This window comes from Eubacterium maltosivorans, from assembly GCF_002441855.2.
Lineage (GTDB): Bacteria > Bacillota > Clostridia > Eubacteriales > Eubacteriaceae > Eubacterium > Eubacterium maltosivorans.
Map to the genome: position 1 here is coordinate 1753419 of NZ_CP029487.1, position 15496 is coordinate 1768914.

The 15496-nt window shown below is 41.0% G+C and carries 8 protein-coding genes and 1 pseudogene; 1 reads left to right on the plus strand and 8 read right to left on the minus strand.

Going from position 1 to position 15496, the window contains the following annotated elements; all coding sequences use genetic code 11:
- Nucleotides 1–39: 39 nt before the first annotated feature.
- From CPZ25_RS08445 to CPZ25_RS08480, 8 genes and pseudogenes are all read right to left on the minus strand, one after another.
- Complete coding sequence (locus CPZ25_RS08445) at nt 40–1854, minus strand: SpaH/EbpB family LPXTG-anchored major pilin (protein WP_096920348.1); 1815 nt, start codon at nt 1852–1854, stop codon at nt 40–42.
- Between the two features lie 56 nt (nt 1855–1910).
- Complete coding sequence (locus tag CPZ25_RS08450; RefSeq protein WP_096920347.1) at nt 1911–10499, minus strand: prealbumin-like fold domain-containing protein; 8589 nt, start codon at nt 10497–10499, stop codon at nt 1911–1913.
- Between the two features lie 104 nt (nt 10500–10603).
- On the minus strand, nt 10604–11080 hold the full coding sequence (locus CPZ25_RS08455; protein ID WP_096920346.1) for a hypothetical protein: 477 nt from the start codon (nt 11078–11080) through the stop codon (nt 10604–10606).
- A gap of 1036 nt (nt 11081–12116) precedes the next feature.
- A pseudogene (locus tag CPZ25_RS20980) lies at nt 12117–12209 on the minus strand (GMP synthase (glutamine-hydrolyzing)); the annotation flags it as partial.
- A gap of 154 nt (nt 12210–12363) precedes the next feature.
- A complete protein-coding gene (locus tag CPZ25_RS08465; RefSeq protein ID WP_096920185.1) occupies nt 12364–12957 on the minus strand; it encodes a tyrosine-type recombinase/integrase in 594 nt (197 codons plus the stop codon).
- A gap of 708 nt (nt 12958–13665) precedes the next feature.
- A complete protein-coding gene (locus CPZ25_RS08470; RefSeq protein WP_133067088.1) occupies nt 13666–13935 on the minus strand; it encodes a BRO-N domain-containing protein in 270 nt (89 codons plus the stop codon).
- 67 nt (nt 13936–14002) lie between these two features.
- Nucleotides 14003–14464, minus strand: coding sequence for a hypothetical protein (locus CPZ25_RS08475; protein ID WP_096920187.1), 462 nt, complete (start codon nt 14462–14464; stop codon nt 14003–14005).
- Nucleotides 14461–14751 (minus strand): hypothetical protein, encoded by a 291-nt coding sequence (locus tag CPZ25_RS08480; protein WP_096920188.1) that lies wholly within the window; start codon nt 14749–14751, stop codon nt 14461–14463. Before CPZ25_RS08480 ends, CPZ25_RS08475 begins: the two co-directional genes overlap by 4 nt.
- A 253-nt stretch (nt 14752–15004) precedes the next feature.
- On the opposite strand from CPZ25_RS08480, the gene CPZ25_RS21210 reads away from it, so the two are divergent.
- Nucleotides 15005–15373 carry a BRO family protein gene (locus tag CPZ25_RS21210; RefSeq protein ID WP_243129366.1) on the plus strand — a complete coding sequence of 123 codons (369 nt, stop codon included), beginning with the start codon at nt 15005–15007 and terminating at the stop codon, nt 15371–15373.
- The last annotated feature ends 123 nt before the right edge of the window (nt 15374–15496 follow it).

Here is a 15496-nt window from a genome sequence, read left to right on the forward strand (position 1 = left end):
CAGGAAGGTCTGTTTGAGCTGTAGCAGCTGTTCAATTTTTTATGCTTTAGGTTTCCTTCTGGCGCGCGCAAAAAACATCACGCCTGCTGTCACGATAAGAATTCCCGCTGCGGTCATAAACCGGCCACCCATGCTGCCAGTGGCAGGAAGCTTGAATCCAGCAGTATTAATAATCCCAAAACGCACGGTGGTTTCACCGTTATCCAGAACCGCTTTCTGGTCTTTAACCTTGCTGGCATCGCTATCCAGTTTTCCAGTATACACACTTTCCTCTGCTTCAGCTGTCAAATAGAGCTTAATGGCGTCCTTTAAAAGCGTAAAGCCGTCGTCCGTGGCGGATTCTTCCAGATAAAGCTCTACTCCAGTGGGAACACCCGTCAGCCTAAAATGCTTATCTTTAAGGGCTATTTCTTCCTCGCCTGTACTGCTCCACTGATAAACACCATCTGCACCTGTAAAATTCATATAAATTTTTTTATTGTTTGAATCTAAGGTATAAATCTTAAAGCGCACCTGATTCCCATCAGCTTGCGCTGCGCCCTCGCCCTCAAAAGATTTAGTAACATCTAACGCGAAAATAAATTCTGTTACTTCTTTCCATCCGGTGTCAATTTGCTGTCCCTCATAAACCTGATAGGTCAGTTTCGCTTGATTCGGGTTGCCATCTCCCCCTAAAACAGCCTGTTCATTGACGGTTGCAGTATAATATACATAAAGCTGACGTGGTGATTGTTCTCCCCCCAAAGCAGGGTCTTTAGCACATTGAGTTAATTTCATCAATCCTGTATCTGTAAACTGAATAGTAAAAGCAGACCCATTTTCATAGCCATTTTCAGGATAAACATCTTCCTCGAGCGCTGTTACTGTATAATCGGTGTCGATTATGTAAGTCTGATTTGATGCATCGGTAATGGCCATTGTATTTGAATCAAAAGTCTCTGGAAGAGTAAACCCTGCGCTGAGATTGTCAGTAAGATCAAATCTATCTACTTTTACAGCTGGATTTTCTCTGGAATTTGTTAAGTCCACAATGTCTGCCGTCAGCTTGAATTCCACAACGTCTCCGCCGTGAGTCACATCGGTATCTTCCAAGGTTTCGCCTGCCACATACCCCAGCGCTGTGTTATCACGAACGATTTTTTTTTCCAAGGCAGCTGTTCCACTTTCATTTTTTGCTCGGGCCTCGATATTCTCGTTCCATTTCTGGGTGGCCTGATCATAAAAAGGGGCTGAAACCACATAAGGATATTGCTTCCTCGTAATAACCACAGGCTCGTTATCCACAGTTGCGCCGGAAATATCCGTTTCTGCTACCATATAAAGCCCATAGGGCTGATTTTCAAACTTAACCTCACCATTTACATCTGTTGTCAATGGTTCTACATTTTTTAATATCTGGTTTACCTCATCGGCTGTGAGTTGTGCCATTTTAGTATTGATAGTGGTGTAATCAGCGACATAATAATGTGTATCATCCTGATAATCCCACCAGTCTTGACTGCTTTCATCTGATTTAAATTGCTCACCCAGTTTTTTTGAAATCCCATAGGCCATTTTCACCTCGGTTCCATCATTAACCTGATAAAGATCACCAACCTTCAAAAGCGCAAACTTTACACCAGCTACAGGTTTGGCTCCTTGTTCAAAATTAATGCCGTCCACATCGGACAGCTTTTTTGTAACTGTGATCACCGATGTCCCCTTACTTCCTTCACCTAGCAGGTTTTCATAATAAGCGTCGTCTACGGGAGCCGCCTCAAAACCTGCTGCCATGACCGTTATTCCAAAACTCCCTAAAAGTAGCGCTGCCGTCAAAATTGCGGACAAGTGTTTTTTCAATCTTTCCATTTTCATCTTTTTTACCTTCTGTTCAAATTTCTACGATCATACAATCAGCTTATATAACACGCTTATGGCTGTAATTTGCGACGCTCTCTTTCCTTCTTTACGAGGATCGCCCCCACTGTGCCGAAAATGACCGTCATACCTGCCATTCCCGGCCAGAAGAAGCCATTTCCGGCAGTTTCAGGCATTACATGGGTCTGGTTATTTTCAATGGTGATGATAATATCCTTATAATAGTTTTTCCCATCTTTGGTGTAAAACAGACTTTTCCCATTTCCGATCTGCCCGCTGGCTGTTTCATATGCCAGTTTGACCAAAACAGGTTCTGCCAGAAGGTTATAGCCATCCTGAGTAGATATCTCTGTTATGCGGTATTCCTGATCCAACGCCAGGTTTGTAAAAGCAGCCCTGCCGTCCTGATCTGTCAAGATTCCTGGTGCGTTATTCTCATCAATATTTCCCTGATTGTCCTCGATCACCGCTGTATTTCCACAGACATGATTGTCAATATCAAGCCACTCGCCATTTTTATTTTTATATTCCAGTCTAAAGGCGACGCCTGCTAACGGCTTTCGGTTGTTGTCCTTTTTCTCCAAAATAATGGAACCGCTATTACGATTAGTCACGATGAACTCCTGTTTTAACGGCTGATCCGGCATAGTGATCGCATGCTTCCAGGTCATATCATCCATAAGCTCTTTCAGTGTGGCTGAACCGGTCTGGCTGCCCGCATCCTCTCCATACCAGTAGTTATAGAGAGGTTCTCTCCAGCCTTCCCAGGCCGCCCAGCTCTCATTGGTATCTTCTTCCTGAACCCAATATTCCTGGTTCTTTTTCAGTCCATAGATTTTTGCTGTCCAGCCATCCTTAAGAGTGAAAACAGCCTTGCGATTCTGGACGGGTTTCCCATAATCTTTTAAAGTGTCCTCTGTCAGAAAATCTTCTTTTACCGCTTCAAGGCTTTTTTCTTCCTCTAACACCCCGTTTTCATTAAAAATACGGCAACTGTAAGTGGTTTCAGTCTGGCCTTTAGTCATCAAGACAAGGTTAAAGGATGTGTTATGGTCTGCACTCAATACACCGTCCTCTATATCACCTCCATTTTTGCTGACGATCTTTTTTACCACAAACTCGGTAAGTTGATTTTTAAAGCACAACGGATTATCTTCTGTTCCCTGCTGCGCCGTCACTTCTTTGAAATAATTTTGCCCCTCTTTCTCACCGTCTGAAACTTCATAGCTGTCATCTGTATATTCTATAATCCGGTAAATTGTCTTACCATTTTCATCCATCTTCGAGCTGGGCATAGTTACTGGTACACTGGTCCATTTTGCCCGCCACGCATCATATTCGTAGTAAACCGCTTCTGGATCGACTGTGCCATCTAATACCACATTGGCTGCGGGTGTAAAGGCCTGCCAGCTTCCGTCAGGCTTTTGGTATTGAAGCTCAAAAGTCACTGGTCTTTCCAGGCCTTCCTGTACCCAGTTTTTCTCTGCATAAATTTCACTGGTAATCATAGTATTGGTGACCGACGTTCTATAAATATTTTCATCTGTATTAAAACTATCTTGGTAGTCTACATTATAAACAAAATTATATTTTCCAATGTGTTCATCAACAGGACCACCCTGAGGATTTAATTCCCTTGCCCGGTATTGATACTCTTCGAGTGAATAACCGCCATCCTCGTGTTGCTTCAGGCTATGTTTTAATAGGTTGCTGATTTTCTGGCTTTTGGTCGCCTCAGAATTGTTTCCTGCAAGCGTCAGCTTACTGTCTACACCATTATATGCAAAAGGACTCCATTGATTATCTGCTTTATCTGCCTGCCCTATCTGAAAATCTAATTCCCATGCATTCGGACCATTTGGCTCCCTTGTGCCATAGATATTATCATGATCATTTTCCCAAGTTTTGATCACTTCCAAATTCACCAGATCTGTAATGTTATACATATAAGTCGTATCGCTGCCATTGGCTTTCAAATCCAGATTGATGTAGGGCTGCAAATTTGAATTTCCATTTAATCCAACCGCTCCAGCGCCACTGTTATAATAGTTTTCCAGTTTTTCTCGAGTGTCAAAAAAAGGTTTAAAGAGTGGGGCTGTATTTGCAGGTAACTCTTCTAGGATTTCTTCTGGTGTCGATTTTATTTTTGTTTCCTGCTCAAGCCAGTAGCCCATTTCAGGTGCTTTTCCATTTTTATCCAATTTCACAAATTGTGGTGTGTAGCTTTCCTGATAGATAACTTTTTTGTTTTCATCTAAGAGTTCCAGCTTTGTTTCCACTACCACGTAGCTTAAATAAACGGTCTTCTGGTTTCCTGAATCGTCTGTATAATTAATCGCCCGCGGCAGATTACTGCTCCCAAAGTTGCCAAAAGAAAGGGACGCGCCTTTATTTACAGTATTCTCAGGATTGCAGAACTGTTTTATTTCATTCGGATTTATCTCCGCTTTTCCATAATGGGTCTTCATAATTTGCTCAGAATAAGGCGACGCACTTTCTTCTCCTCCTATAGGTTTCCAGTTTTCCGGCTCATACAAGGCACTTTTATCCTCCAAATTGGTTGTTCCCGCAACATAAATCTGAGCGCCCACCTTCATGGTGTAGCCTGTGCTGTTGACAACCGCATTACTTGCTGAATAACTTTCGCCCGGTGATGCAGGCACCTTCTTATTCATTAAAATCTGTATGGTCATTTTATTTATGACGTAGTCTGTACCTCCAGAAAAAACATGTTTGTCATTCCCTGTATCATAGCCTGCATAGCTGCATTTTGCCTCTTTGTCTCTTGCCTTATAGACATTGTCCGGCAGCATGTCTCCTGATTCAGTCACCTCTTTAAAAGTATAGGTCCAGGGTACACCAGTAGTTGCAAATACCTCATTGACGTTTTCAAAAGTAATCTTCCAATAGTTGAAGCCGTCAGCTGCTGCCACACCACTTAATGAAGCATTTTCTGTTTTAGGCTTTCCCTGGCTGTCGACTGTCTCGATTTTAACGAAAATATTCTCACCATTATCTCCAAAAATTTTATTTAACATTTCTCGTTGATTAGCATCATTCTTTAAAATATCTGCCGTTAAATCAGTGGTAGGTTCCTTCCATTTTTCTTCTGGAATCGTCAGCTTAACTTGTCCCAGCTTTATTTCTCCAATGGCTGCTGCACCGCCGCTCTGGGCATTAGCGCTTCTGTAAATATCAAAGGTCAGTTCTTTTGGCCTCACACCGGGGATATTATTTCTGTCTTCCCAGCGTTTTATCAGGGAGAGATTTCCTTTTTCCACATTGTTAAAAGTATTTTTAAAGGTCGCCCAATCCCTGGAACTCGAATCTGCTCCTCTGTCTTCTGCCCTAAGAAGCCCTAAGATTTTCTGGCTGATACTTTCAAAGAAAGCAACAGCGCCTTCGTTTTTTCTCTGAGCAATCAACCCGGAGACAATTACTTTGCTCTCTACTGCGTTTTCTTTATAATTGTCATCATCCTCCATCTTCAATGCGCCGTTGCCACCCACCATGGTGTAGCCTCCCTGAATAATGGGACCTCCTGTGTTTTCTGTGACAATATATTTGTAATAACTGCCATTGGGCGCATAAATTTCCAGATTATCAAAGGAAGTTTCACCTTTATACCGTTTATCAGCGTTTATTGTTTCAAATTCATTCGGCTTAATGGTTTTTGTCTGGCTGAAGCCTTTTTCATTAACCCAAACCCCCTCTTTATCCAAATAAGCTCGGGTAAGGGTAAAGGAGACGGCCGGCAAATTTTGCTCTCCAGTATATTTTGTCAAATCCAGCCATTTTCGAATATTGATGCTCCCTTTGGCAGAATCATACACATTTGTAATGATGTAATTGTTTTGTTTGGGCTGTTGATAAACCAGATTATTTTCCTGCTCTTCCGTGAGACCATTTTCAGAGCTCTCTTGATAAATACCGCTCAAGTTTTCCCGAAGCACGTAGGTGTAAAGCTTTCCCACCTCGTCATATTTGGAAAGAGGTTTAGCTGTCGCTTCTTCAGGAAAAACGACAAGTCCTTCGTCTATCTTACCACTGTTTATATTTTTTCCTTCATAGCCAAAAACAAACTGGTATTCGCCATTAGCGTAGTGATTTTCCCAATCACTAACCTCGAGGGTTGCAACAGCATCTTTACCCTGCGGAATCACTTCACCATCCTGTGGAATATTTTCATCATCTGCATGGTACTGGTATAAACTAAACTCTACATTCGGCAGATCTGTTTTGCTGAATCCTGCAGGGGTGTTGGACCAGATTTTTTTGCCGGCAATTTTAACATCTGCGCTGATCTGGTTAACAAACAAACCGCCCTCTTTTAATGCGTAAACTTCATTTTTTTGAACCACTTCAGGGTCTAAGTCTTCTGTTAACTTTACCACCTTGTCTTGATTATCTGAGTCCACCGCAAATTCTGTCCCGATTGCTTTATAGCGGTCAATGTCTCTGAAAACATTGACATCCATCGTGGTTACTGTATTCTCAGGATATTTATATTGAACCGCGTCATAATCAAACATTTCCTTGTCAATATGAGTCTTTTCACGGGCATAATAAATGATCTCATAGCCAAGCTCATCATATTTTGGCATTTTCTCCAAAATGGTGGTTGAATAATTGGGTGTATTCTGCCCTTCAAATCTCCAAACTGTATCCTTATAAATAGATTCTATTTTTTCAACAACCTGCCCTTCTTCACTCGTCACATGAATCTGGCGGTAGAGATCAAAATAAATGTCTGGGCGTTCGCCCGCTTCGTAACGGTAAGCGTCTTTCCACTCCTTTCGGAAAAGCACATCCTTACTGCCGGATAAACGGTTGGTAACACTGTAAACCTGTGTGTCTACTGTATGATCTGTGCCCGGCACATAGCTCACCTGAGAAACACCAAAGCTGTACTCATTGTTTTCAAGCTCCAGTTCGGCCAACGGATATACCTTTGACACATCGTAACAACCATTTTCTTGGAAATCCTCAGGATCGTAGGCAACTTCGACCACCCGGTAACGCACCATTTGCCCAAACTCATTGTATTTTGGCAAATTGTAAAACGAAAGACTTTGGTTGGATTGTTCAGTGTCAATTGGTTGGATCGCTCCTGCTACCCTGCCTTCTGCGTCTGAAATTGGCATTGGTGTCCCACCTAATGTAATAATGTTTGTCTTATAGTCGATGGCCTCCGGCGCATCAACGCATTCCAGCTTCAGTCCAAGGACATAATTTTTAGAATCTGTTTCTTTTTTACCTACTGCGGATTTTACGCTCTCTAAAAGCGCTTCACGCTTTGCCTTATCATTTCCATCAATCCAGTCCTTTTCCGCTGTCATATCAATCCGTCCCAGACGGAGATTGGATACGGTGTAGAATGGAACCCCTTCGATCTCTACCAGAGAATAGCTGGCATTATAATAATGATTAGCCGCCTCAAAAAGCATATAGTCAGATTTCTCTTTGGCACTGCTATCGGCATGCTGAATCCTCCAAACCTCTTCCATGTATTCTGGCGTATATTTGGTTTGATACTGATCGTTTGGGGCGTTAAGGGTGCCGTCACCAACTGGCTTTTCACCAACCTTGGTCTCCAAAACCAGGAGATCCTCTTCTTCTACGACTGATGTCTGGATTTTTATTTCCTTCCACCAGTCATCACTTTCTGATACGACCACCGGCGCTATTTGACCATCCAATTTATCAAACTTAACAGTTCCATTCTCTTCAGTGCGTTTATAAAAAGAGAAGGTGACTGGCTCACGGTGTGAGCGGTCACTGTCGTCCAGCCAGCTTTTCCGGAGGCGAATACGATAAATTTCCCCATCGCCTGGTCCATTTTCAATGTGCAGGTGTCTGACATTATCTTCATCGATTGTTGTCTCATATTTCGTATCCCAGGCACCGCCTTGAGTTGCCTTTTCGAGAATGACATACTCATAAAGATTTCCATGGTCATCATATTTTACGAGTCCCTCATATTCCGCATACCATTCTTCGGTTTCCATTACTCGTCCTACAGGATTTCCTTCAAAGTACAAATCGGTCCATTCCGTATCAGCATTTCCATCAATGCTGAAATTTTTGCCGTCCTTTGTAGTCAGCTTCTGCTGCTCCATGGATGCGTTGGTACGGTAAAGAATCAATTCCAGCGGCTGGATATTATTAACACCCTCAAGCCATCTTTTGGTAACGCGGTATTGTGTTGTATTCTCTATGTTGTTTTCAATGACGGTCTCATAGTTTCCTTTATCGTCGCTTTCCACTTTAACATTGGAGGTGTATTTGACACTTTCTCCTTTTTGCTGCAGTGTAAATTCGCCAAGGCCGGTTGTCGCATCCCAGGCCAGCAGATTAGTCTCGCTGCCTTCCTGAAAAACACCACTTTCAATCCATCGGTATTCCAACCTCTCGCCCAGCTCATTGTATTTTGGCATATTTGCGGAAAGGCTCTGCTCCAGCATCTCCGCGATAAAACCTGAAAGCTCCCGTACCTCTTCTGTATTTTTCCAATTCTCATTGGGCCCCTGGCCTTCTCTGGCCGGCCGGGACTGCAGCGTCAGCTGAATCCTCACATCGCCAAGTTCTGTCTGAAAAGCCATAGCATTCCAGGTTTTTTGAGCCTCGGCTGTAGTATTCCCAGTTAGTATATTACTGACTGTGCCCCCATTGTAGATGCTTTTATCGTTGGCTTCCCTTCCGTCCACTCCGATTCCTTCAGGCAGGGTATCTTCTCCCGGATTTCCCAGAGCATCCACTGGATAAAAACGGCTTTCATAACAGTCAGCGCCGGAACCGGTCATACTCTCCCTTGTGAAGTACACGTAAGGGTAGCCTTCAGCGTCATATTTAGGCAGGTATCCTTCGTCTGTCTGATCTTTTTCATTTGCATAAAGCGTTTTGAAATCAAAGAAAGTCCGATCCTCTTGACTTTTTCCCTTAATCTCAACTGACGCCACGTTGTTTTCGATTTTTACCGGTGTCGCTTTTTGATAGGCTGTCGCTGGATCCTGGTTTGGTCGAACGGCATAACGCCAGAGTTCAAATTTAAGATCTGGACGCTGAGAAGGGTCATCTTGGTCATGCCATTCCTTAGTAGCGCCGTATTGTGTGTATCCCTTTAAAGTCAGGATGATTTTTCCTCCGTCATGGGCATGTTCGGCATCGGTGCCATGGTTGTATACAGGATTGTTTTCCACTGTCTCCAGAAGGTAATCCTCTCCGGGAAGACGGTCTTCCCCGGGACTTACGTCTGTTACTCCCGCAGGGATATCCTCTTCCGTAACGATTACCTGGTCAATGCGGTTTGGGGACTTTCCATCTTCCCCTTTCGGCTGATCAATATAATAGTCGATCTCTGTTGCGTCCAGGTTATATTTGGGCAAATGACTGACACTAAAGGTATTTCTTCCCGGTGTATCACCGTACTGCCATGTTCCCCAGGAGCTGTGAATAGCATCTGAATTCAGGGGCAGGTCTACCTTCCCTGCTTCCCTTCCTGTATCAACATAGAAATGATACTGCTGGCCGACTGCCTTATCAATGCCATATATTTGATGGTCTCCGCGCCGAACTTCGACATCAACGTGAAAATCCATGGCTTCGCTGTAGTACCAACCCAGACCCAGACCACCATTGTCGGGATTTGCCCCGGGATAGCGTTCATAATCTTCCTCACTGTTAATATCTGTTGGAAAATAGTATTCATCCAGGTCTGTTATTCCGACTGTTCCTTCCGGCGCTTCCCTGGTCTGTTCTGCTCTCGGCACAAGATCCCATCTGATATCCTCGGCCATATAAGTAATCCTTTTGCCTGTCTCATCCGGATCTTCCATTTCAAAGGACAGCTGCGACGGCAGGTTTGCAACACTAAAGTGCCATGTACCAGTACCGCCTCCCTCCGCAAGGGTGACATCATTATTAATGTCCACGAGCTCCCGAAGAGGGATCTGCAAATCTTTTTGAACGGTTGCTGTTTCATCTCCCTCTAAGGCGTCTGTTCGTTTAAAAACCACCGTGGCTTTGGCGGTTACCCCTTCACCCGAAGTCTGAGGATCATTCGGAGCCAGCCATTTTTTCACTTCATCCAGTTTATCCGGGCGAATATCTTTGGCGTTATTGTTGTCAATCCAGAAAATGTTCTGTTCAAATTTCTCAGAAGACTGTCCTTCAATCTGATAAGACACTCCATCGGCTGTAAAGTCTCCCAGGCTGGTATTCGAAGCCAGAATCGTCGCTGGGACTGCTGTTTTTTCAAGGATAATGCTGCCCGAAATATCTGTGGCCTTTTCTATGGATTGGGCCGTCTCGGTAAAGGTAAGAAGTATCTTTTTTCCGTCAGAGACCCATGAAGCAACCGGGAGCTGTTCTGCCTCACCGCTTCCCAAAACCAGCTGGTCCTCCTCCGTAGCTGTAACAGTGTAGCCGGAATTTTCCAATTCGCAGACCGCCGTATCACCCGCCATCACTGCTGTGGAGGGTGCGTCATTTAAAAACCCAAAATGCAGTTCATTCTCTTCTGATATTTCAAAGGAAAAATCCTCCCCCCGTTTCGACCAGTCCAGGGCTTTTTGTGCTGGCAGCTTAACAATGACTGTTCCCGGTATTTTTTCATCTGCGTCCCAAACTTCATTTCTGGACATTTCACCTATTCCAGTCTCATAGGCCTGACGTGTCGATTCATCCCAAAGATCCCATGTTATTTCCCGGGGCTCGTGGGACAAGGCTTTCCGATCATATTGCGCTTTCAGTACAATTCTTCCAAAAAAGGCATGTCTTTCTTTGGTTTAAGATTTTCGTCAAATACTACCTGAATCTTTCCATCTTTGATGGTATAGTCCCCAATCTTCTCATCGCTTAATGCGGCTGTTTCCATTCCTTTTTCAGAAATATCTCCGGCATAGACAGGCACAGCGGTTTTCTGATCCGCAATTTTAAGCCCTTCTTTAGGTGCTTCCAGTGTAAAACTCTCTGCTTCTTTCTGGCTCTCAAGAGAGAAATCCAAGCTTAATTCGGTTGTTAAGCTATCCGCTGAATCCTTCTGACCAGCTAAAACACAGTCCAATTTTCTCACAATCGGCTGCTCTGCTGAATTTTTATCCATCATATCAGTACTGGTCCCCGTATTTGCGTAAACGGTCACGGTGCTTCCCAGAATCAAAAGAATGCTAAGCACAAGATAGATCGTTCTGCAAATCATTCTACCTTCAATTAAACACTTCATCCTCTTCCTCCTAAAAATTTGAATCTCTTTCAGTATCTTATCTATATATAATCAGCCCGGCTCATATCAGCCATACAATAAAAAACTATAACTTTTTATTTAATTCCTCTCAGGCTTTCTCTGGCAGCAAGGATTATAGGTTTGTTGCTATGACTGATACTACGCTGAATCATACCACGCTCTATTTTTTTATTTGCTGATCATCTTATATCCTTATAGTCCAAGAAAAAAGAAAGTAAAATTTTACCATCAAATTTAAATTTGATGGTAACCCGGCACTTTTCTCAATGTTTTATTTTAATCATCACATATGAAAGTGCTTTTTTGTAACAAACCTCAAACATCTTATTTCCTTTTAATCCAAGTTTCTCAGGGTTAAAAAATTAGCCATCAGACTAAAATCTAATGGTTATGTATTCGCAGACTTTTAATAGTCTGCGAGTGCTTCTTAAATTACATTAGACTCCAGCCCGATGACGAACAATCTGACCAGAGCCATGACCAAAGAGAAAATAAGAAAAATTTAAAGTAAAGATAAACAATGCCCTTATTTCCTACGTTTTCAAAGTATTTTTGACCAGATTTTGACAAAGTCCGTATTCATCAAAAAAAATATCTGTATTATTCATATAAAAGCTATAAAACAGAAATTATGCTTTTAAATAAATATATTTAAGAAAAATAAAAAATATAGACATTGCAGTTTAGAATGTGTTATAATTAGCTTAATAAATAGCATATAATGAAACAATATATAGATTTTATAAATTTTTATTCGCAGACTATTAAAAGTCTGCGAATGCTTCTGTTGTTCCAACAAATGTTTTATTGTTAACAAAAACTGATCACAGTACCTTGAATTTTATCCTTCTTGACCTATAAAAAGGAAAATAAAACTGTCATTACGATATTATGAACGCAAAATAATTGTCTGCTTCCGTTTGATCTTTATTCCAATACAGGTGCTTCTCTGTTTTATCAAAAAAAACAAAACCCCTCAAAAGCACGATATAGCGCTTTTGAGGGGTTTTGTTTTTTATTCCCACTCAATTGTTGATGGCGGCTTGCTTGTGATGTCGTACACAATACGGTTCACGTGGGGAACCTCATTGACGATACGGGTGGAGATAAGAAAAAGCTAGTATTTATGCGGCCTTTCAGGTTTTTTAAAAATTCAATTCCCATTAAATAAAAGCTGGCGTGTATGAATTTTTGCTAGTTCACCAGCTACCTACTGCAATCATAGTAACATGTTTTCAATACATTATCAAATTATTTTACATCTATATAAGTTGAATATGCTTATTTAAAGCGTCCTCTACATCTTTTTGCTGAATCCCGATATAGCGTTGTGTTATGGCGCTGTTACTGTGCTGTAAAAGCGTTCTGACAAGCTCTATATTGTATCCATTGTTTGTATATACCTGAGTCGCAAAAAACTTTCTAAAGCTGTGCGTCCCTATTCCATCAAGTCCTAGATAATCTGCTGTAATTTTAAGTTGCTTTTGTACTGCTCTTTCCGTGACATCAAATATCCTTGCGGTAGGCTTAATGTTATGCTTAAGTGTGTAGTTTTCCAGATATCTATAAATCTCACCCGGCACTGTGAAATTCCTTGTTTTGCCTGTTTTCTGCTCTGTTATATCTAGGCGGTATCTATCCCCATCTTTAACGATATCATTCAATCTGAGTTTCAATATATCCGATATCCGTAATCCTAAGTTAGCTTCGAGTACAAGGGCAGTAGCCACCTTGTCATTGGGATTAAACTTCTTCTCATGTTCTTCAGGGGCTTTATATATGAAGCCTGTTTTCATCGTTTCAATAATTTTCTTATAATTTTCCTCTGTTAAGGCGAGTGTTTTCTTGTTTGGCATGGCGCTTACTTCCTTTCAAATTCTACAATAATTATAACAAAAGTTCGTATTTTAATCAATGAAAGTTCGTATATTAAATCCATTGCTTAAGAAACCTCTAAATCTAGCCAAAGTTCGTATTTTGTCTATTATACGAACCCGTAAGCGCTTTATAAGGATGAAGTGATATTTTTCTTAGTTGCACAGTCTTTTAAAGGGGGCGGTTTACTAAAATAAAAAAAGATACCTCTATCTTATAAGCCGGGGGGTACTTTACACTACAAGCTAGATTTTATTTCCGTGCCTATAACGCTTTCCAAAAAAAAGAAAACCCTCTAAAACGGCTTTATGCTGGGCTTTTCAATGTCACAATAACGCATGAAATGGCTCTCAGACAAGAGATAACTTTCAAAGTGGTATACTTACACCTTTAAACAGCAATAAGGGGCAATTTAAGCGTGTATTATAATCGTCTTTTTGCTTAGTTGTTACATTATGTTATATTGGAAGATGCTTAGTCATAGCTTTATAGAGCTTTTTATATAGAACAAACTCGTTCACCATTTGAAGATATTTAAAATAACTCTGTCCGAATTTCGGACGGCGTTAAAGGTTTCGTCGAAAAATCGACTATACCCCGGACATTTTTGTCCACCCCCAAAATAAATGGACGCAATTTTGCGTTCAGTGAAAAGCTTTTTCCCATTTTTGGGAAATAGGTCAAATAAACTATTCAAAGAACAAAGTGACAATCTGTTGCTTGATTTCTTGAGCTGTATTTTTTCGACAATTGAGCAATATTTCAATCAATCCTTTTTTGTTCACAAACCATGTTGGAACATTCTTTTTATTTAAGTATTTTACTTTGTTTTCTTCTGACACTCTTTTAATAATATGTGAACTTAAAAAAGCCCCAGCCTTAGGCCTGTTATACCCTAGCTCTCTCATGATTTCCTGTACCTTAAACAATGGATTTTCAAACTCTTGATAAATATTCAATGTATTTTGTTCATTTATAATAATTTTTCCAACTTTTATTTCTTTTTCTATGATTTATTCCCCCTTTTTAAATTTCAATGGTATTACTGTCATACTGTGACAAGTAAATTTCATTTTCTGCAATGACTCTTTCTGACCATTCAGTTATTAAACCATCCTTTTTACCTACCTTATAACCTGACAAAAGATAATCCCCCAAACGCTCAAGCCTTTCTTCTACTCTTGCGCCGGTATTATCATTGCTGTTTTCCGGCACTTTATAAGTTAAATGCACTTTAAAATGTTCTATAATCTGATCACATAACGCTTTTCTTTCTGGCAGTCTATAATGATTAGGTAAATGCACAGTCCTGTCAGGTAAAATAAGATAATACCTTGCTGTGATATCCTCTAAAACGCCCATATTCAGGCTTTTACAGGCTTTTGCCTGCTGTTCAGTATCAAATATCCCTAAATATATTGACTTCTTTAAATGGTCAATATAAACAATATACCGATCTAATTCTTGTTCGATAACTATTATAGTCATTCCCCCTTTAAATAAATAACAATTTTCTGACAGGCCGTTAACAAGCTTTGATTGATAACCCTTTCCCCCTTATGCTCTAATTCTGCTATCTGCTTGCTGGTATAACCATCCATCCAATAATTAAGACGCTGTCTTTGCTTTGCACTGATTTTACTTTGCTTAATGGCGTTTTCTATGTCTGTAATTGTGTCCAGCATTGAATAACTTGCGCTTTGCTCTGCACTGGCCTTTATACTATAAAATGCTCTTAACATCCGTTTCAAAGAATGTTCGTCAATTATTGCCATTAAATCAATCGTGTTTGAAATTGTTCTTTGTATGCGTTTAATAATATCCCTCCCTTAAGATTAATTGTAAGTACGCGCTCTTTTTGAGCGGCTAAATAACGCCCGACGAATTTCGTCGCTAGTTAAAGTGTGTTTATATTTGAATTGCAATAACAAAATTAAATGGGTCAGCCGTATTTTCGGCACACCCCTTAATCAGCTCTTTAATGGCTTGCAGTAAGATAGGCACAACCTGACATTTTATCACGTTTTTGTGATAAAACTTGACATTTTAACTCAAAAAAGAGTAAAACCTCAGAACGTTAGAAAACATGTAGATAGTGAAGATAATGGGGTAACGATTCGTGACTCTATCGGGAGAGAACAGACTCCTGTTTGTATCAACGAATCAGGTCTATACTCTTTAATCCTGTCCAGCAAACTTCCATCAGCTAAACAATTCAAACGTTGGGTAGCAAGTGAGGTTCTCCCAGAACTTAGAAAAACAGGAGGCTATAGTGTTCAGAATTTAACAGGACTTTCACCAGAGACAGTAGCATTAATGAAAGCAACTGAAGCGCTCGTGATGATTGAAAAAAAGCAAAATGAGAGATATCGGAGAAATTATAAGCAATGCTCATAGCCCAAAATTGAGCCATGAGTCAAACTTATTTATAATGAGCGAAAACTGATTTAATATTTGGCGGCTGAAAATCCAGCCACGAGACCGGGCCAAAATTGGACCGATCTAACCAGCTGAAAATAC